General features: G+C 66.5%; 15 protein-coding genes. 3 read left to right on the top strand and 12 right to left on the bottom strand.

The window, feature by feature from the left end; genetic code table 11:
• Positions 1 to 10 precede the first annotated feature (10 nt).
• The 10 genes from AC57BR_RS02425 to AC57BR_RS02470 form a co-directional block, all read right to left on the bottom strand.
• Complete coding sequence (locus tag AC57BR_RS02425; protein ID WP_496358179.1) at positions 11 to 2,242, bottom strand: McrB family protein; 2,232 nt, start codon at positions 2,240 to 2,242, stop codon at positions 11 to 13.
• A 54-nt stretch (positions 2,243 to 2,296) separates the two neighbouring features.
• Entirely contained in the window at positions 2,297 to 2,578 is a 282-nt protein-coding gene (locus AC57BR_RS02430) for a hypothetical protein (RefSeq protein WP_496358180.1), read from the bottom strand.
• Positions 2,575 to 3,003 carry an acyl-CoA thioesterase gene (locus tag AC57BR_RS02435; protein ID WP_496358281.1) on the bottom strand — a complete coding sequence of 143 codons (429 nt, stop codon included), beginning with the start codon at positions 3,001 to 3,003 and terminating at the stop codon, positions 2,575 to 2,577. The genes AC57BR_RS02430 and AC57BR_RS02435 overlap by 4 nt, the downstream gene beginning before the upstream one ends.
• 56 nt (positions 3,004 to 3,059) lie before the next feature.
• A complete protein-coding gene (locus AC57BR_RS02440; protein ID WP_496358181.1) occupies positions 3,060 to 5,129 on the bottom strand; it encodes an ABC transporter ATP-binding protein in 2,070 nt (689 codons plus the stop codon).
• Positions 5,126 to 6,859, bottom strand: a complete 1,734-nt coding sequence (locus AC57BR_RS02445; RefSeq protein WP_496358182.1) for an ABC transporter ATP-binding protein — start codon at positions 6,857 to 6,859, stop codon at positions 5,126 to 5,128. Before AC57BR_RS02445 ends, AC57BR_RS02440 begins: the two co-directional genes overlap by 4 nt.
• 297 nt (positions 6,860 to 7,156) lie before the next feature.
• Positions 7,157 to 9,133: an MDR family MFS transporter gene (locus tag AC57BR_RS02450; RefSeq protein ID WP_496358282.1), complete on the bottom strand. Its 1,977-nt coding sequence runs from the start codon at positions 9,131 to 9,133 to the stop codon at positions 7,157 to 7,159.
• 61 nt (positions 9,134 to 9,194) lie between these two features.
• A complete protein-coding gene (locus AC57BR_RS02455) occupies positions 9,195 to 9,692 on the bottom strand; it encodes a MarR family winged helix-turn-helix transcriptional regulator (protein WP_496358183.1) in 498 nt (165 codons plus the stop codon).
• 199 nt (positions 9,693 to 9,891) lie between these two features.
• Positions 9,892 to 11,607 (bottom strand): thiamine pyrophosphate-binding protein, encoded by a 1,716-nt coding sequence (locus AC57BR_RS02460; protein WP_496358184.1) that lies wholly within the window; start codon positions 11,605 to 11,607, stop codon positions 9,892 to 9,894.
• Complete coding sequence (gene speB / locus AC57BR_RS02465) at positions 11,604 to 12,716, bottom strand: agmatinase (RefSeq protein WP_496358185.1); 1,113 nt, start codon at positions 12,714 to 12,716, stop codon at positions 11,604 to 11,606. Before speB ends, AC57BR_RS02460 begins: the two co-directional genes overlap by 4 nt.
• Before the next feature lie 166 nt (positions 12,717 to 12,882).
• Positions 12,883 to 13,458 (bottom strand): helix-turn-helix domain-containing protein, encoded by a 576-nt coding sequence (locus AC57BR_RS02470; RefSeq protein ID WP_003804566.1) that lies wholly within the window; start codon positions 13,456 to 13,458, stop codon positions 12,883 to 12,885.
• A gap of 292 nt (positions 13,459 to 13,750) precedes the next feature.
• Here AC57BR_RS02470 and AC57BR_RS02475 point away from each other — a divergent pair, with 292 nt between their 5' ends.
• Positions 13,751 to 15,274 carry a sodium:solute symporter family protein gene (locus tag AC57BR_RS02475; protein ID WP_496358186.1) on the top strand — a complete coding sequence of 508 codons (1,524 nt, stop codon included), beginning with the start codon at positions 13,751 to 13,753 and terminating at the stop codon, positions 15,272 to 15,274.
• A gap of 158 nt (positions 15,275 to 15,432) precedes the next feature.
• Here the strand turns inward: AC57BR_RS02475 and AC57BR_RS02480 are convergent, their stop codons facing one another.
• Positions 15,433 to 15,669 (bottom strand): hypothetical protein, encoded by a 237-nt coding sequence (locus AC57BR_RS02480; RefSeq protein WP_496358187.1) that lies wholly within the window; start codon positions 15,667 to 15,669, stop codon positions 15,433 to 15,435.
• Between the two features lie 247 nt (positions 15,670 to 15,916).
• On the opposite strand from AC57BR_RS02480, the gene AC57BR_RS02485 reads away from it, so the two are divergent.
• Both AC57BR_RS02485 and AC57BR_RS02490 read left to right on the top strand, forming a co-directional pair.
• A complete protein-coding gene (locus tag AC57BR_RS02485; RefSeq protein ID WP_496358188.1) occupies positions 15,917 to 17,104 on the top strand; it encodes a VIT1/CCC1 transporter family protein in 1,188 nt (395 codons plus the stop codon).
• A gap of 122 nt (positions 17,105 to 17,226) precedes the next feature.
• Positions 17,227 to 18,231, top strand: a complete 1,005-nt coding sequence (locus tag AC57BR_RS02490; protein ID WP_496358189.1) for a matrixin family metalloprotease — start codon at positions 17,227 to 17,229, stop codon at positions 18,229 to 18,231.
• Positions 18,232 to 18,338: 107 nt separating this feature from the next.
• Here AC57BR_RS02490 and AC57BR_RS02495 read toward each other — a convergent pair whose 3' ends face one another.
• Entirely contained in the window at positions 18,339 to 19,472 is a 1,134-nt protein-coding gene (locus AC57BR_RS02495) for an LOG family protein (RefSeq protein WP_496358190.1), read from the bottom strand.
• Between the last annotated feature and the right edge of the window lie 46 nt (positions 19,473 to 19,518).

Consider the following 19,518-nt stretch of genomic DNA (forward strand, 5'->3'; position numbering starts at 1 on the left):
GCCCTCAGGGCTAGCGAGCCGCAAGGCGTCCCAGCAGTTGGTCCAGCCCGAAGCGCTCCTCCAGCTGGGCCCGGTTCAGCTGCCCGTGGTAGTGCTCCTCCAGCAGCGGCATGAGCTCGTACTTCCAGATCCGGCGCAGGCCGGCGGGGGTCTGGGCGGCCTTTTTCATGAAGTAGGACGGCCCGATCATGAGGTCACGGTCCCACTCATCGATGGCCTGGTTGAGCGCATCCAGCAGCAACGCGGGCGTGGTGTCCAGCTGCCGCGCCTCAAGGAACCTCAGCAGCGAACCCTTCACCGGCTCGGTCTGCGGGTGAAGTTCGATGAAGGCGAAGCGGCGGCGGATGGCGGCGTCCATCATCGCGATGGAGCGGTCCGCGGTGTTCATGGTGCCGATGATGTACAGGTTGTCGGGGAGCGTGAACGGCTCGTTGGGGCTGTACTGCAGATAGATCCGGTCATCGCGGTATTCCAGCAGGAAGTACAGCTCGCCGAACACCTTGGCCAGGTTGGTGCGGTTCATCTCGTCGATGATCAGGAAGTACGGCTTGGACTCGTTGCCCGGTTTGGCCGCCTCCTCCGCGAGCCGGCGCAGCGGCCCGGCCACGAGCTTGAAGGAGACCTGGCCCTCGTCCGTCTTGTCGGGCCGGTACCCCTCGAAGAAATCCTCGTAGGCATAGGACGGGTGGAACTGGACGAGCTTCACCCGCTCGTCGGTGCTGTCCTGCGCCAGCTCAGCCGCGAGGTGCTTGGCGAGGTAGGTCTTGCCGGTTCCCGGCGGGCCGTACAGCACCAGCTGCCGGTTCTCCTCAAGCAGGTCGGCGATCTCCTGCAGCGGCTCCACCTCCATATGGAGAGAGTCCGCGAACTCCTGCGTCACGGGTCGGAAGCCGCCCAGCACGGGGAGGGCGACGGTGGCCGGTGACGTATCGGCGTCGGGCTCGGTTTCCGCCTCGGCGGGCAGCAGCGCCTGCAGGGCCTGCACCACCCGGGTGACGTCGACGACGATGCCCGGGGTGGCCAGCTGGCGCTGGATGTGCCGTGGCAGGTCGGTCACGGCGTGGGCTTCGTCGAACCAGCGCACCTTGCGGCGCATCCGCCGGTTATCCCCGTTGTGGTCGGGCTCCCCAAGCACGACGCCGATCCGAACGGCTCCTGCGTTCTGGTACAGCGCGAGGTCCCCCGGCTTCATGACGGTCAGGAAGGCGAAGACGGCGGTCTTGGTGTCCTCCCGCTCCACGTAGCCGAGGTGCTTATAGTCCTCATCGACGGCGTGCTGGACCAGACCGGCGGTAACGCCGGCGTCGAGCAGGCGGAGGTGTTCGACGTCGAGCGTCACCTTCTCCTCTGCCTGCCAGGCAGCCAGGAGCTCGGCGTTGTCGTGGTGGGTGCGCAGCAGCCAGGCGCGGCGGCCCGGGTCCCCGACCTTCCGCCACTGGCTCACCAGCTGCCGGGCGTACCAGTCGATGCGTAGGCCGGCCTGCTCATCGAGGTGCAGGCGGATGCGGCGGATATCAGCGGTGATTTCCTCCTCGCTGTCTCCCTTCGCCCCGCCCACCAGGGAGGCGAAGGCGTCCCGGATCTCCTGGCGTTCGATGTCCGCCACAACCGGCTCGAAGTAGCTGGGCCAGGCGAGGTATTCGATGCTGCGGCGGATGGCCGGCTGGTCATCCGGGGTTCCCGCCGCGAGCAGGTGGAAAGCCAGCGGATCCTTCAGGGCCTTGCCGATTTCGGCCGTGGACTGCCGGTCGACGTGCTGGACGAACCGGCAAAGCCATTTCAGGTGGTCCCAGATGGTCCAGTTGAACTCGGCAGTCCGGTCCCGGATGACGCCATGGTCGGTCATGCCCTTATAGAGCTCCTCCGGGAGCTCCAGCGGCGGCTCCAGCCAGGACGCCGCCTCGGCGACGCGGGCCCGCTTGACCTTGAGCGACTTCACCTCGTGCGCCAGCGGCAGGGACTGCAGGAAGAGGAGTTCCACGGCCAGCTGCTTCGCCGAAGGGGACGCGTCCGCCAGGTTGTGCCGCAGGTTGGTCATCATGGGCGCCTTGGCGTCCGCGACTCCCCGCTCAAGCCGTTCCAGCAGTTCCGCTGCGGCCTCCGCCGTCCACGTCTGCGTGCGGCCGTCCAGCGCCGACGGCTTGCCCTGCAGCCCGGCGCCGAGCACGAACCACGCCGCGTCCTCGATCTCCTTGGAGATTCCGAGGGCGCGGGGCATGGCAGGCTTTGGGGCGGGGGTCATGCGTTCAAATTTACAGGGTTAACCTGAACGCCAGCACCATGGCCGGCCCGAAAGCTACCTCCGGGTAACAGCTGGCAGCCCCTTCCGGCCGAAGGCAAAATAGCAACCCGGGCCGATGAAGTTGACCAGGGTGGCCAGCCGCCAGAACATCTTGGAGCCGCGGATCTGCTCGGCGGGGCGGCGCGAAAGGTCCCGCTGGGCCGCGGTGAGGAAAGCGAGCTGCGCGGCGCCGATCACGATGGTGCCGATGCGGGCAGCAGGCGGAAGTTCCTTCCAGGACTTCTTTTTCTTCCAGTCCGCTTTTTTCGTTCTCTGGTTCTTGGTTCCCACGGTCAATGCTCCTTGCGCTCTTGGAAGGGCTCCAGCAGCTGCTTCTGCTTCGGAGTCAGCCGAAGTACCCTTCCGGTGGCTTCATCGACGAAGGCCAAATGGCTTGAGGCCTTCACACAATCGTCGCCAGTTACGGGGTCCTGCACAAGGTAGTGAATGTCGAAGCTCGCACCCTTGACGGCGCCGACCCACACCTGGACCGCCGCCGGAATGTTGCGATACTCGAGGGTCTTCACATACCGGATCCGGTGGTCCACCACGAGTGCCATGGTGCCTTGAGGAACCTCGTTGAACAGCGACACGTGAGGATCGATCCCGGGCAGCCCGGCCCCGGCGGGCGGGCCGAAGGCGGCGATGCGCGCCTCCTCCAGCATGCGGACGATCTCCACGTTGTTGATGTGCCCGTAGGCGTCCATGTCCCCCCAGCGCATGGGCACGAGTACCTCAATGCGCCGGGGGTCGGGGTGGCCTCCGGGGTTCGCGCCGGTCAGCTGTGCACCGCCGTCGAATCGTCCACGGGCGTTTCCTCCGCGTCCGCGCCGGCGAACTGCGACATGTACAGCCGGTAGTAGGCGCCTACGGCGGCAAGCAGGGTCTGGTGGTTGCCCTGCTCCACGATCTTGCCGTTCTCCATGACCAGGATGGTGTCTGCGTCGCGGATCGTCGACAGGCGGTGCGCGATGACGAAGCTGGTCCGGTCCGTGCGCAGGGCTGCCATGGCCTTCTGCACCAGGAGTTCGGTGCGGGTGTCCACCGAGCTGGTGGCCTCGTCCAGGATGAGCAGCGACGGGTTGGCCACGAAGGCGCGGGCGATGGTGATGAGCTGCTTTTCACCGGCGCTGACGTTGTTGCCTTCCTCGTCGATGACGGTGCTGTACCCGTCGGGCAGGGCCCGGACGAAGCGGTCCACGAACGTGGCCTTCGCCGCCGCCATGACCTGGTCCTCGGTGGCGTCCAGCTTGCCGTACCTGATGTTGTCGTAGATGGAACCGCCGAACAGCCAGGCGTCCTGGAGCACCATGCCCACCTTGGAACGCAGCTCGGCGCGGCTCAACTGGGTGACATCCACGCCGTCGAGCGTGATGGAACCGGAGTTGAGCTCGTAGAAGCGCATGACCAGGTTCACCAGCGTGGTCTTGCCCGCGCCGGTGGGTCCTACGATGGCCACGGTGTGCCCCGGCTCCGCGGTGAAGGACAGGTTTTCGATCAGCGGTTTGTCCGGCGTGTAGCTGAACGTGACGTCCCGGAACTCCACGTGGCCGTCGGTCTTGGCCGGCAGGTGCTTCGTGGCGGTCTCGGCATCCTGCTCATCCGCGTCCAGGAACTCGAACACGCGCTCGGCGGATGCCACACCGGACTGCAGCATGTTGGCCATGCCCGCCATCTGCCCCAGCGGCTGGGTGAACTCGCGCGAGTACTGGATGAAGGCTGTGGCGTCGCCCAGTGACATGGACCCCGAAGCGACCCGCAGGCCGCCCACGACCGCAATGCCGACGTAGCTGAGGTAGGAGACGAACTGCATCACGGGGAAGATGATGCCGGAGACGAACTGCGCGCCGAAGCTGGCCTTGTAGAGGGCCTCGTTGCGCTCCTCGAAGCGCTCCAGCATGTCGGCGTCGCGGCCGAAGACCCGCACCAGGTCATGCCCGGAGAAGGACTCCTCGATCTGGCCGTTCAGCTCACCGGTGTTCTTCCACTGCGCTGCGAACAGCTTCTGGCTGCGCGCGCCGATCACGCCGGCCGCGGCGCCGGACAGCGGCAGGGCGATCAGGGCGATCAGTGCCAGCTGCCACGAGACGATGAACATCATGATGACGATGCCGATCACTGTCAGCAGCGAGCTGATGAGCTGCGCGAACGCCTGCTGCAGCGCCTGCTGGACGTTGTCGACGTCGTTGGTTACCCGGGACAGCACGTCGCCGCGCTGGCGGGTGTCGAAGTAGTTCAGGGGCAGCCGGTTGAGCTTCTTTTCCGTATCGTCACGGAGCTGCCGGATCACCTTCATGACGATCCTGTTGAGGACGTAGCCCTGGAGCCACAGGAAGATGTTGGCCACGAAGTACATCAGCAGCACGGCCGAAATCAGGACGGTCAGCTTCTGGAAGTCGATGCCGGTTCCGGGCACCAGCTCCATCCGGGAGACCATGTCCGCGAAGTTGTCCTGGCCCTGCGCCCGCAACCCCTCGACGAACTGGTCCTTGCTGACGCCGGAGGGCAACTGCTTGCCCACCACACCGCCGAAAATGACGTCCATGGCCTGGCCCAGTACCTTGGGCGCAATGACATTGAGGATCACCGAAACGATCACCATGCCGACGACGACGTAGATGCCGGCGGCTTCCGGTTTCAGCAGGCCCATGAGGCGCTTGGCGGAGGGCCAGAAGTGCTGCGCCTTCTTGGCTGGCATCGCACCGAACATGCCGCCGTCGGCCTCGCCCGGCTTGTATTCCTCCTCGACGAAGTCATCGTCCTCGAGGGCCGGAGCTTCGTTAGCTGCCTGGGCCTTTACGGAGCTCTCGGCAGGGTCCTGGCTGGTGCCCTTCTTGTCGGCGCTCATGCCACTTCCTCCACGCTCAGCTGGGACTCAACAATTTCCTGGTAAGTGGGCGATGTTTCGAGGAGCTCCTCATGCGTTCCGCGGTCCACGATCCTGCCGTTGTCCAGCACCAGGATCTGGTCCGCCTCCGTGATGGTGGAGATGCGCTGCGCGACGATAATGACGGTGGCATCAGAGGTGGTGCGCTTGAGCGCGGCGCGCAGCCGGGCGTCGGTGGCGACGTCCAGCGCCGAGAAGGAATCGTCGAACAGGTAGACCTTGGGCCTGGTGACCAGGGCGCGCGCGATGCACAGCCGTTGGCGCTGGCCACCGGAGACGTTGGTGCCGCCCTGGGCGATGCGGGACGCGAGCCCGCTTTTCTTTTCCTTCACGAAACCGTCGCCCTGGGCCACATGCAGCGCATCCCAGAGTTCGTCGTCGGTAGCCTCCGGCTTTCCAAAGCGGAGGTTGTGCTCAATGGTTCCGGAGAACAGGTAGGGCCGCTGCGGAACCAGGGCCACGCGCCTGGTGATTTCCGCCCGGTCCAGCTGGCTGACGGGGACGCCGTCGAGGAGCACTTCGCCGTCGGCCACGTCGTAGAGCCGCGGCAGCAGCGACAACAGGGAGGTCTTCCCGGCACCGGTGGAGCCGATGATGGCCACGGTCTCCCCCGGCCGGGCGGTAAAGCTGATGTTACTCAGGACCGGGGCCTCGGCTCCGGGGTAGGCGAACGTGACGTTGCGGTACTCCACCACGCCCGCCAGCTGTCCCGGGCTGACCGGCCGCTCGGGGTCATGGATTGACGGTTCGACGTCGAGCACCTCGCCGATGCGATCCGCGCAGACGGACGCGCGCGGGATCATCATTGCCATAAAGGTGCCCATCATCACCGCGATGAGGATCTGCAGCAGGTACTGAAGGAACGCCGTCAGGGAGCCCACCTGCATGTCGCCGGAGTCCACCCGCTGGCCGCCGAACCAGAGCACGGCGGCGGTGGACAGGTGCAGGATCATGCCGATGGCAGGGAACATCAGGACGAACAGCGCACCGATCTTGAGCGACACGTCCGTCAGTTCCTTGTTGGCCTGGCCGAAGCGCTCGGTTTCGTACGGTTCCCGCACGAAGGCCCGCACGACGCGGATGCCGATGATCTGCTCGCGCAGGACCTCGTTGATGCGGTCGATCTTCTTCTGCATGGAGCGGAACAGCGGCATCAGGCGCACCACGATGTAGCCCACCACCACGATGAGGATGGGGACCGAGACCCAGACCAGCCAGGACAGGTTGATGTCCTGGCGCAGGGCCATGATGATGCCGCCGATGCACATGATCGGCGTGGACACCATGAAGTTCAGGCCCATCAGCACCAGCATCTGGACCTGCTGGACATCGTTCGTACCGCGGGTGATCAGGGTGGGCGCACCGAACGCGTTGACGTCCTTGGCCGAGAAGCTGGTCACCTTGCGGAAAACGCCGCGGCGGAGGTCGCGGCCCATCGCCATGGCAGTCTTCGATCCGAAGTAGACGCCGGCAATGGCGGTGCCCACCTGGAGGAAGGCCACAAGGAGCATGACGGCGCCTGTGCGCCAGATGAAATCGGTGTCGCCGCGGGAGACGCCCTCGTCAATGATCTGGGCGTTGAGGCTGGGCAGGTAGAGCGCCGCAATGGTGGATGCCAGCTGGAACGCGATGACAGCCAGGATGTACGGCAAATACGGTCTGGAGTAACGCCGTATGAGGGTGACAAGCATGCTCACGGATCCTTCGGGAGAGCGCGAATGAGTTAAGAGAAGTAATAGCAGACGGGTCTGACAGCCCAAGCCTTCCAACTCTACGAAATCTGTTGCCCGTGCGAAACGTCGCGGGCGAAGATCATCCCAACGGACGACGCCGGCCCGCTCCCCCCAGTGCGAACGCACATTTAAGCCCCAAACCCAAGCGCCGCCGTCGTACGCCGTGCCCGTTTGACAGGAGTTTTTGTACAGATATTGGCCTCTGGCCGGGGTTTTGCGGCCATTATCTGTACAAAAACTCCGTCCGCGCGAGGGCTACTCGCTGCGGTACTTGCCGTGCGAGGCGATGTAATGCGCGGCGGCGCTCTGGAGCTTTCGTTCCTTGGCCAGCCGCCGGCTCAGTGCCTTCAGTTCGGCGCCGACACGGGCCTGCTCCTGCGCGATGATCCGCTGCTGCTCGGCCTGCCGGGCGACGGCGTTCAGTGCCGTGGCCAGCTGAAGCTGCTGTTCCGCGAGAAGCCCCTGCGTTTCCTGGATGAGCGGCACCAGGTCCGCAGGCCTGTTGTGCATCTCAGCCAGCATGGTCCGGGCCCGTGCCGGCGGTTCGTTCATCGGCAGGACCGGTTCCGCGAGCCGCTGCCTCCCGGGGTAGGACGGTGCCTTGGCGTCGTCGGCCAACTGGCGGGTCAGCACCTCGGCGAACTCACGCTCGAGGTCGTCGTCGGAATACCCTCCGCCATTTGAAGGCCCAGCGGCGGGCAGTCCGGAAGCGGCGGAATCGGCGGCAGCATCCGGGCGGATATCAACGGTCCGGCGCAGCGGCTGTTCCTTGATCAGGAGCACGGCGACGAGGGCAACAACGGCAATCGCGCCGGCAATCAGGAAGATCTCTGCAGTGGCATCGCCGTAGGCCGCCCGCATGATGTCCCGGACCGGGGCAGGCATGTCGGCGAGGTCGAGGCTCGCGCCGGAAGCACCGGAACCTGCCCGGATGCCGGCGTCGGCCAGACCCTGGGTGGCCAGTTCCTTGACCCGGTTGCTCATGACCGCTCCCAGCACGGACACGCCGATCGCGCCGCCCACGGAGCGGAAGAAGGCCACAGAAGCACTGGCCGTGCCGATGTCGCTGGCGCTGACGGTGTTCTGTACGGCCAGGACGAGGTTCTGCATGAGCATGCCGAGCCCGAGGCCAAGGATCGCCGTGAAGACGCCGGACTGCCACAGTTCCGTGGTGTGGTCCATGGTGCCGGCGAGACCCAGCCCGCCAATCAGCAGGACCGACCCGGCGATCAGGTAGCGCTTCCACTTGCCCGTGCGGCTGATCAGTTGCCCGGAAAGCACGGAGCCGATCAGGTTGCCGGCGATCATGGGCAGGGTGAGGAGGCCCGCCTCGGTGGGTGTCGCGCCGCGTGCCACCTGGAAATACTGGCCCAGGAAGGTCGAGGAGCCGAACATCGCCACGCCCACGGCCACGGAGGCCCAGATGGCGAGGGCGGTGGTGCGCTCGGAGATGATCTTCAGCGGGATGATGGGCTGGGAAACCTTGGATTCCACCACGACGAGCAGAGCCAGCAGCACGACGCCGCCGCCCACCATGAGTGCCGACTGCCAGGACCACCAGTCGTAGTAGTCGGGGTTGCCGGCGAACGACACCCAGATGAGGAGGAGGCTGACGCCGGTGGTGAGGAGGATGGAGCCGAGCCAGTCGATCTTGGCAGGCCGTTTGACGTGCTGGATCTTGAGGGTGATCTGCAGCAGGATGAGCGCGACGACGGCGAGCGGCACGCAGACGAAGAACGTCCAGCGCCAGCCCAGCGGGCTGTCAACGATAAAGCCGCCAAGCAGCGGCCCGCCGGCAGTGCCGACGGCCATGACTGCGCCCATGTAGCCGGAGTACTTTCCGCGGTCGCGCGGCGGGATCATGGAGCCGATGATCGCCTGGGCCAGGGCAGTCAGGCCGCCCATGGCGATGCCCTGGACAACGCGGGCCGTCAGCAGCAGCGGGATGGTCTGGGACAGGCCGGCCATCACCGATCCGGCCACGAAGATCACGATGCTGAGCTGGACCAGGACCTTCTTGTCGAACAGGTCGGCGAGCTTGCCCCAGATCGGGGTGGTGGCCGCGTTGGCCAGCAGGGCGGCGGTGATGACCCACGCGAAGTCCGTCTGTGTGCCCTTGAGCTCGGACATGATGGTGGGCAGCGCGTTGGCCACGATGGTGCTGCTGAGGATCGCGGTGAAGAAGGCAGCCAGGAGCCCGGTCAGGGCCTCCATGATCTGCCGGTGCGTCATGGGGGCCTGGGGCGGGTGGGCCGAAGGGCGTGACGTGGCCGTCGCGGGGACGGCAGCGTGGCTAGCCAATGAACTGCTCCTTGCGTTGGGTAGTGGTTGTGGTGGGGCCGGCCGTCGTTGCCCGGGCGGATTCCCGAAGGGATTCCGCAAGTTTGGAGAGTACTTTCGCCGTCTCCTCGGCGTCCTGCTGGCTCCAGTCCTGCAGGAATTCCTGCAGCGTGGCCACGCGGTGCTCCTCGATCTCGATGAGCTTCGCGCGGCCTGCGTCGGTGAGCGCCACCAGCTGCGCCCGGCCGTCGTCGGGGTCGGGCCTGCGGTGGACCAGCCCGAGTTCCTCAAGCTCTGCGATGTGCCGGCTGAGGACGGGCGCGCTGACGCCCAGCCGCGCGGCAAGGTGCGTGGCGCGGGATTCCTTCTCCCCCACGAAGCGCAGGACGCCCTGCAGCGCAACTCCCGCCTCCAGGCCGCGCGAGTTGGAGACGGCAACGCACCGGACGGCGCGCTGGAGGTCGAAGATCTGCCGCACGAGTTCAGCTGCCGTGCTTGGCTCAACTGCCATGATGGAAAACCCCTTATTGCTTGCCTTAGGCAACTATAGCAATAAAAGGTTGCTTTAGGAAACTAAGCATTAGGATCCTTGCAAGGACTCCTTAAACACAACCAGCGCGAACTGGCAGGTAATGGCCTCAAAATCGTGCTGAGGGGGCATTACCTGCCAGTTCGCGCTGGAAGGATGGGGCTTAAATGTGCGTTCGCGCTTAGCTGTCCACGTGAGTTGGGGCGAACATTTTGAGCAGCGTTTCGACGACGACGACGTTCGGGCCGTCCGCGGCGAAGCCCGCCTTGAGCGCGTCCCCCACGTTTTCCGGTGCCACCCGGGTGGCGGGAACGCCGAATGACTCGGCCAGCTTCACGAAGTCCGGCCGGGCGAGTTCAGTGGCAGTGGCCTTGCCAAACGCGCCCACCATGTATTCGCGCAGGATGCCGTAGCCGCCGTCGTCCACGATCAGCCAGGTGACGGGCACATTATGCTGCTTCGCGGTGGCGAGTTCGGCGATGGAGTACATGGCCGAACCGTCGCCGGAGACAGCGAGCACGCGGGCCGAGGCCGCGGACCTGCCCACGGTTTCCAGCCCCACGGCCCCGCCGATCGCTGCCGGGAAGCCGTAGCCCAGGCCGCCGGCGCCCTGTGCCGAGTGGAACTGCCCCTCGCGGGCGTCCCAGCAGCTCCAGCCCCAGTACGCCGAGATGGTCATGTCCCAGAACGTCTGCATGTCCGCAGGAACAGCGTCGCGGATATCGGCCATGAACTTCAGTTCCTTCGCCAGGTCCTGCGATTCCAGCCGGTCCTTCACCTTGCGCAGCGACTCGCGGACGAGGTCCTCCGGCGAGGTTCCGTGCCAGTCGGGCCGGGCATCGGCGGGCACCATCAGCGAGGCATCGAGGGCCGCGAGAGCCTGGCCGGCGTCGGCGCGGATCCCCAGGCCGGGCCGGTTCGATTCCAGCACGCGCGGTTCGGCGTCGATCTGGATGATCCTGCCGCGCGGTTCAAACGTGAAGTAATTGGAGGTGACCTCGCCGAGTGACGAGCCGATGACCAGCAGGACGTCGGCGTCCTCGAGGAGGTCCGTCATGTGCCGGTCCTCGATCCACGACTGCAGCGACAGTTCGTGGTTCCACGGGAAGGCGCCGTTGCCGCCGGGCGTGCAAATGACGGGAGCGCGGAGCTTTTCCGCTATCGAAAGCAGCGACTTTTCCGCCCGGCCCCGGCGGGTTCCGCCGCCGGCGATGATGGCGGGACGCTGCGCCGTCGACAGCCATTTCACGGCTTCCCGGACAAGCTCGACGCGCGGCGGGTTGTCCGCCGCTTCGGCCAGTGCATCCTCCACGGGCGGCACCATGATGGGATCCAGCAGCACGTTCTGCGGGACCTCGAGCCAGACCGGGCCCTGCGGCGAGGAAATCGCCTCGGTCCAGGCATCCTGGATGGCCGACGGAATGCCGGACGCGTGCTGGATCAGGCGCTGGCTCTTGGTAACATTCGCCGCCGACGCCTTCTGGTCATCCAGCTGGTGCAGCATGCCCTTCCGGCGGGCACCCAGGCCCTCGAGCGGGATCTGGCTGGCGACCACCACCATGGGCACGCCCGTGGCATAGGCTTCCTGCAGCCCGGCGAGCGACGTCAGCGCGCCCGGGCCGGTGGACAGGAACAGCACGCCCACCTCCCCCGTAGCCCGCGAGTACCCGTCGGCGGCGAAGGCGCTGTTGTTCTCCACACGTGAGGACACGAACTTCAGGTTGCCCCGGCCCATCGCGTCGAAGAGGCCCAGCGCGTGCTGGCCGGGGATGCCGAACACCGTCTTCGCGCCCAGCGCCTCCAGGGTCTCGACAACGAGATCCCCGCCGTTGCGGACACCGGTCCCGGCGCCTTCCCCTGCGGGGGCAGCCGCCGAGCCGGACTCGACGTCGGTCACTTGGAGTACTCCCCCACGGCGGCACGGACGGCGCCATTGCCTGCCGGCGCCGGCGAGACTGCCGCGAACCCTGCCGGACGGCGGGCTTCCTGGCCCAGCGCCTGGGCGGCGTAGCCGGTCTCGGCACCGAAGCGGTCGCCCGCGACGGTGTTGTCCGCCATCAGGGTGACCAGTTCGTAGGCGACGTGGCTGGCGGCCACGCCGGTGATCTCGGCATGGTCATAGGCCGGAGCCACTTCCACGACGTCGGCGCCGACGAGGTTCATGCCGCGGAAACCGCGGATGATCTCCAGCAGCTCACGGCTGGTGATGCCGCCGGCTTCCGGCGTACCGGTTCCGGGCGCGTGCGCAGGGTCCAAGACGTCGATGTCCACAGAGATGTACAGGGGACGGTCGCCGATCCGGTCCCGGACCTTGGCCACCGTCTCAAGGACTCCCTGGTAGTAAACGTCCGCGGAGGTGACGATGCCGAACCCGAAGCGGTGGTCGTCGTCGAGGTCCTTCTTCCCGTACAGCGGGCCGCGTGTGCCGACGTGGCTGATGGCCTCCGTATCCAGGATGCCCTCCTCCACGGCGCGGCGGAACGGCGTGCCGTGGGTGTACTCCGCGCCGAAGTACGTGTCCCAGGTGTCCAGGTGGGCATCGAAGTGCAGCATGGCGATGGGGCCGCCGGCGCGCTCGGCCGCTGCGCGCAGGAGGGGCAGCGCGATGGTGTGGTCACCGCCCAGCGTGAGCAGCTTGCTGCCGCCCGCCGTCAGGTCGAGGGCGTTCTGCTGGATGGTCTCGATGGCCTCGTTGATGTTGAACGGGTTCACGGCCATGTCGCCGGCGTCGGCCACCTGGCAGTTCTCGAACGGGCTGACGTCCCAGGCCGGGTTGTACGGACGGAGCAGCCGGCTGGCCTCCCGGACGTGGTTGGCGCCGAAGCGGGCACCGGGGCGGTAGGAGACGCCGGAATCAAAGGGCACGCCCACCACGGTGATGTCGGACTTCGCCACCTGGTCCAGGCGCGGCAGGCGGGCATAGGTCGCCGCCCCGGCGTAGCGGGGAATACGGGATGAATCGATGGGGCCAAGGTTGCCGTTGGCTTCGATGCGCAGCTCTTCCAAAGGAACGCCTCTCCTTCGAGGGTGAATTGTCGAGGGTGGGTTGTGACAGCCATCATACACTCGAAGTTGCCTAATGTGCACCGACTGTTTACAAGAAGATCGAACACGGGCGTAGAGAAAAGCCCGGACCGCCAAGCAAGGCGGGCCGGGCCGATTCCATAGAGCGCTACCGGCTGGCCGCGGGCACCAGCACCCAGAGAACCTCGACGGGCTCGTCGGTCGGGTTGACCCAGGTGTGGGGTTCCCGGCCGGGGAAGGTGACGGTATCGCCGGTGGTCAGCTCATACTCCTCGTTGGTGAGGATGAGTTTGATAGTCCCCTTGATCACGTGCAGGACATCGACGTCGCAGTCAACGGCGTACAGCTCCGATTCGCCGCGGCCCCGCGGATCAATGACTGCCTGGATGATCTGCACGCGCCGCTCGGACCGCGCGGTCAACAGCCGCTCCACGATCCCCTCACCACCGAGGGAGATGCGGGGACCGGCGTCCCGCTTGGTCAGGTGCGTTTCCGGGGCGGCGAACAGGTCGCCAATGGAGATGGACAGAACCTGGCACAGCGTGACGAGGGACGCCACGGACGGCGAGGTCAGGTCCCGTTCCACGCGGCTGAGGAAGCCTTTGGTTAAGCCGGTTGCATCGGCCACCTGCTCGATGGTCAGCCGCTGGGACTGGCGCGCGGCACGGATTCTTGAACCTATGGCAACCGGAACATTGCTCGGCTCAACTGGTAGTGCCTTCATTTACGAACCTTTCACGGCCGGCCGCCCGGCCCCATCATTGGAGTCATATTATCGGCCCGGCCCTTCTGTGACGCGGGGCAAACCGCGCCGCGGAGCTTTGCGTCTTGACTGTTACTCGAATCACAGCCTACGCTTTCATGCAACAAGTGTTGCTTGTGAAACAACTCCCGTGAGGAGATGCCCAGCAAGGAACCCAGCGTTCCCCCCGATTTTCCGTTAATGCAGCACCATCCGGGCAGCCAGTTTCCCGGATCGGCCCGCAAGCTGCCAAAGCTCCAAGGATCCCCAAATCATGGACGCAAGTTTCGTCAATATCGCCATCGTGGTGGTCTATCTGGCCGCCATGCTGGCCTTCGGCTGGTGGGGCAAGTCCCGCACCAAAAACAACAGCGACTTCCTCGTGGCCGGCCGCCGCCTGGGGCCGTTCCTCTACACCGGAACCATGGCCGCCGTTGTCCTGGGCGGCGCCTCCACGGTTGGCGGCGTCGGCCTGGGCTACAAGTTCGGCATCTCGGGCATGTGGCTCGTGGTGGCGATCGGTGCCGGTGTCCTGCTGCTGAGCCTTCTCTTCGCCGGCACCATCCAGAAACTGAAGATCTACACCGTCTCCCAGATGCTGTCCCTGCGCTACGGCAGCCAGGCCACCCGGACCTCCGGCATCATCATGCTCGCCTACACCCTGATGCTGTGCGCCACCTCCACCGGCGCCTACGCCACCATCTTCGTTGTCCTGTTCGGCTGGGACCGCGCGCTGGCCATCGCCATCGGCGGCGCCATCGTGCTGGTGTACTCAACCATCGGCGGCATGTGGTCCATCACCCTGGCCGACCAGGTCCAGTTCGTCATCAAGACCGTGGGCATCTTCGTCCTCATGCTGCCCTTCACGCTCAACGCAGCCGGCGGCCTCGACGGCATCCGCAGCCGCGTGGACGCCAGCTTCTTCCAGATCGACGGCATCGGCGTCCAGACCATCATCACTTACTTCGTCGTCTACACCCTGGGCCTGCTGATCGGCCAGGACATCTGGCAGCGCGTGTTCACCGCCAAGACGCCGCGGGTTGCCCGCTGGGGAGGTGCCACCGCCGGCATCTACTGCATCCTCTACGGCGCGGCCGGAGCACTGATTGGGCTTGGCGCGAGGGTGGCCCTGCCGAACATCGACGTCGCCACCGAGGGCAAGGACGTTGTCTATGCCGAGGTGGCCCAGAACCTGCTGCCCATCGGCATCGGCGGCCTGGTGCTCGCCGCCGCCGTCGCGGCCATGATGTCCACCGCGTCCGGCGCCCTGATCGCCGCCGCCACCGTGGCCCGCGCAGATGTACTGCCGTTCGTCGCCGGCTGGTTCGGCAAGACCATCAACACCGACGACTCCGACAACCCCGAGCACGACGTCAAGGCCAACCGCATGTGGGTCCTCGGGCTGGGCATCGTGGCCATCCTGATCGCCATCATCACCAAGGACGTCGTCGCGGCTCTCACCATCGCCTACGACATCCTGGTGGGCGGCCTCCTCGTGGCCATCCTCGGCGGCCTGGTGTGGAAGCGCGGCACCGGCATAGCAGCCGCGGCGTCCATGGCCGTGGGTTCCGTAATAACGCTCGGGACCATGATCGTCCTGGAGATCAACGCCAAGGAACCGCTGGCGGGCATCTTTGCGAACGAGCCGATCTACTACGGCCTGCTCGCCTCAGCAGTGGTCTACGTGGCAGTGTCGCTGCTGACCAAACCCACGGACCCCGCGGTCATGAACCGCTGGTACCGCCGGGTGGCCGGCAAGGACACCGAGGAAGTGCCGGTTTCGGCCACCGCCCGGTAATCTGCCCGGTGACCTGCCGCCGGCAGGTTTGAGCAGTAAGCGCACGACGACGGCGGTGCCTCCCAGCGCAAGGAGGCACCGCCGTCGTCGTTTAAAGAGTTGCGCTAGAGCAGGAGCGAACGGTTCAGGGACGAAACGGACGTCAATGCACGAACGCCTTAGGCTTCGTAGCCTTCGTCCGCACGGAACTCGTCGTCCGCATCCCGCGGAACCACCCGTTCGTCATCGTCCGCTGCCTCGGGGCCGGCGGGAACAACCCTTTCCTCGGAATCAAGGAATTCGTCCTCCGTGTCCCAGTCCTCGTCCACCGGCGCGTCCTCGGCAAAGTCGTAGGCGGGATCGGACTCGATGGTGTTGCGAGTGTCCGGCTCGGGGCGCGATCCGTTGGTGTTCATCAGGCAGACCTCCGTGTGGTTGGACTTCCGTACCCGCCGTCGGCAAGGCACATTTTCATCAGATCACCGCGGGTGCAGGCGGTCAAGGGCGTTCGGGCGGGTAGGCGGCTTTGCCTCGTCCGGCCCAAGTTATTGAGGTTTCCCTAAACTTTTTGCTAAGGGTTACCGGCCGAAAAACCGCGGAATTACGCGGTAAAGTGGGCGATGCAATGGGGCCGTATCACGTCCCATCTACCCAGGAGTTCCCGTGTCTCAGCACGCAAAATCTGACCCCCACACCACCGGCAACGCGTCTGCCTCAAGCGCCGGTCCCGCAGCCAGCGCCGTGGCATCCAGCGGCGGCGCTTCCCGCCCGGAACCCAGCGCAGCGGACATCAAGCGCTGGCGCCAGTACCTCGCCGACGAGCGCGCGGAAGCTGCCGTCTACCGCGACCTCGCCCAGAACCGCTCCGGCGAAGAGCGCGCCATCCTTCTGGCCCTCGCCGAAGCCGAAGGCCGTCACGAGGCGCACTGGCTGAAGCTGCTGGGCGAACACGCGGGCAAGCCCCGGCACGCTTCCCTGCGCAGCCGCCTTCTGGGCTTCCTCGCCCGGCACTTCGGGTCCGTGTTTGTGCTCGCACTGGCGCAGCGGGCCGAGGGCCGCTCCCCCTACACAAAGGAACCGTCGGCCACCCCGGCCATGGCGGCCGACGAGCAGATCCATGAGGAAGTGGTCCGCGGCCTGGCAACACGCGGCCGCAACCGGCTGGCCGGCACGTTCCGCGCCGCGGTCTTCGGCGCAAACGACGGACTGGTCAGCAACCTCGCGCTGGTCATGGGCATGGCTGCCACGGGCGTTGGCAGCGGCGTGGTCCTGCTCAGCGGCATCTCCGGGCTCCTGGCCGGAGCATTCTCCATGGGCGCCGGCGAATTCGTGTCGGTCCGTTCCCAGCGCGAACTCCTGGACGCCACACGTCCCACCCAGGTGACGCTGGTGGCGGCACCCCAGCTGGACATCGAACACAACGAGCTTCTGCTGGTCTACCTGGCCCGCGGCATGTCCCGCGAGGCGGCCGAACACCGCGTGGCCGAGCGCATGGGCCTCTTCACGTGTGACTGCGATCCCAGCCTCTCGCTCCATCCCGAACTGCCCGAGACTGAGGACGAGCACGAAGCGGTGGGCACTGCCTGGGGCGCCGCGCTCTCCAGCTTCTGCTTCTTCGCCTCGGGCGCCATCGTGCCCATCATTCCCTTCCTTTTCGGCATGACCGGGATCGGGGCCCTCATCGTGGCGGCCGTCCTGGTGGGTATCGCGCTGCTGGCCACCGGTGGCACCGTCGGCCTCCTGTCCGGAACCTCGCCGCTGACCCGCGGATTGCGGCAGCTGGCCATTGGTCTTGGAGCGGCCGGCGTCACGTATCTCCTGGGCATGGCGTTTGGCGCTGTCATCGCCTGATTGGCTGGCGTTGCCGGGCAGGTTTCATGCGCTGGTGGGCAGAACTGTAAAGTAGGCCTGTTTGCCCGGTGCTTGGTTCCATTGTGGAGGGGCCGGCATGGGAATGCCGTGAAAGGGGTGCAGTGGAGGGTCAAGACCCCGGTCACAGTCAACGCCGGCACCAGCCGCGCCACTCGGGTCCGGCCACCGCGGCGGCGAGGTTTATCCGCCGCCTGATCGTGCTCGCCGCCCTTGGCTGTGCAGCGTTCCTCGCGGCCGGAATGGCGTACGGGGACCCCCGTTTTGCGGGCGTGCTGAACTTCCGCCTCGGTTCCGGGGACCAGTCCGCGTCCCCGCAGGATGATTCCGGCCAAGACCCGGCTGGGCAGGCCCCCGCCGGGCAGGCAGGGCAGCCCGGGCTGGGCGGACAGTCCGGCGGTGCTGGGACCGGTGCGTCTGTTGGCCCAGGCGGTACCGGGGGCGCACCGCCGCCGGGCCGCGAGGAGGCGGCCGCGCCCCTGGGCGAACCGGAGCCACCCCCAGAGCCCAGCAACTCGTACAAGTTTCTGGCCGTGAACAGTGACGGCTCCCCCGTGGGCTACTCGCCATGCCGTCCGCTGCATTACGTGGTGAATGCCAGCCTTGCGCCGGAGGGTGCAGCGGACCTGGTTCCGCTGGCAATCCAGGCCATCTCCAAGGCCACCGGCATCCAGTTTATCGACGATGGCGCCACCGACGAGCAGCCCTCGGGCCATCGTGCCCCCTACCAGCCCGAGGCTTACGGCGAGCGCTGGGCACCCCTACTCATCAGCTGGACCACGCCGGACGTGACCCCCAAGCTGGGCGGCAAGGTCATCGGCACCGGCGGCAGCACCCATTACAGCTACGGAAACGGGCCCAAGAGCTATGTCACCGGCAGCCTGGAACTGGATGCCCCGCAGATGGCTGCGGAACTGGAACGCCCCGACGGCACCGCCTACGCCACCGCCGTCATCCTCCATGAACTGGGCCACGTGATGGGGCTCGAGCATGTTAACGACCCCGTACAGCTCATGTATCCGGAGATCGGCGCCCCCGACGGCCTCGCGGCCGGCGACCTGAACGGCCTCTATCAACTCGGCAGCACACCCTGCCGCAAGGATTTGTAGGCCGCCCTCCGCCTGAACGGTAGCCCGGCTCCGCGTTGGCGCCCACCGCAGCCGGTCCCCGCTGCCGGATTTACCCCGCGTTCATCCGGCGCTTTCATCCACCGCCTTCATCCGCCGAGGACCGCGAGCGCCTCATCCACGCTGTCCACCAGGAAGATCCGCCGTTCCATTGCCCGGCCCGCGGCGAGGCTTTGCAGCATGGGCCAGGCCGGAAACCGCAGCTCCCAGTGCTCCCTGCCGACCAGCACCATGGGGGTCATGGTCTCCGGGGCGCCGTAGTAGTTCTCGCAGGCATCCTGGAAGATCTCCTGCACGGTACCCGCCGCACCCGGCAGGAACACGATGCCGCCGTTGCAGACCTCCAGCAGAATGGCCTCGCGGACGGCGTTGGCAAAGTACTTGGCAATGTGGGTGGCAAAGTAGTTGGGCGGTTCGTGGCCGTAGAACCAGGTGGGAATGCCGAGGGACGCGGTCCCGCCCGGAAAGCGTTCGACGGCGGCTGCCGCAGCACGCGCCCACGCGGACACCGAGGGGCGGAAGCCGGGGACGGCCGCCAGCTCTCGAAGCACACCGTGGAAATCGCCGTCGTCGGCCGTACTGAGGTAGGCACCCAGGTTGGCGGCCTCCATGGCCCCGGGGCCTCCGCCGGTGGCCACCAGGTGGCCACGGCGGGCCAGGAGCCGGCCCAGCGTGGCGGCGGCAGTGAAGCCGCCGGTCCCTCGCTGCAGGGCATGGCCGCCCATGACCCCGACGATGGAACGGCCACCGCTGTTGAGGGTACGGACGAATTCCTCCAGGGCATCGCCGACGGCATGATCGTGCAGGGCCGCCGCGAGGGTGGAATCGAGGCGGTTCCGCTGGCCCGGCCGCATGCTCCATTGGTAGACCAGAGCGTCGGGTGTTTTCTCGTATGGTTCATCGACGATGCCTGCGTACAGTTCCTGCGGGCTGTAGAGACCTGCCCGGTACGGATTGAAAGGAACGCCGATGAGCCGCGGGAAGATCAGCGCGCCCCTGCTGCGGAGCGAAGCCTCCACGCCCGGGTCGAAGGTGCAGCCCAGGAAAACCGCGCCCTCGGCGTCCAGGGCTGCAAGGGCGGCACCCCGCCCGCGGAGGTCAAGCGACTGCGCGTGCCAGCCGTGCATCGCCCTGGCTCCGGCGTTTACCAGCCTGTCGAACCTGGCGACGCTGTCCACCTCGAGTGTGCGCGGGCTCGGGTTCAGGCTGCCGGAGGGGTTCATGCTGCCCAGCCTAGTGCGGTGTTCTGCCGGAAGTGCCCCGCCGGGA

The organism is Arthrobacter sp. BGA-UO-ETr-C19, from assembly GCF_059568005.1.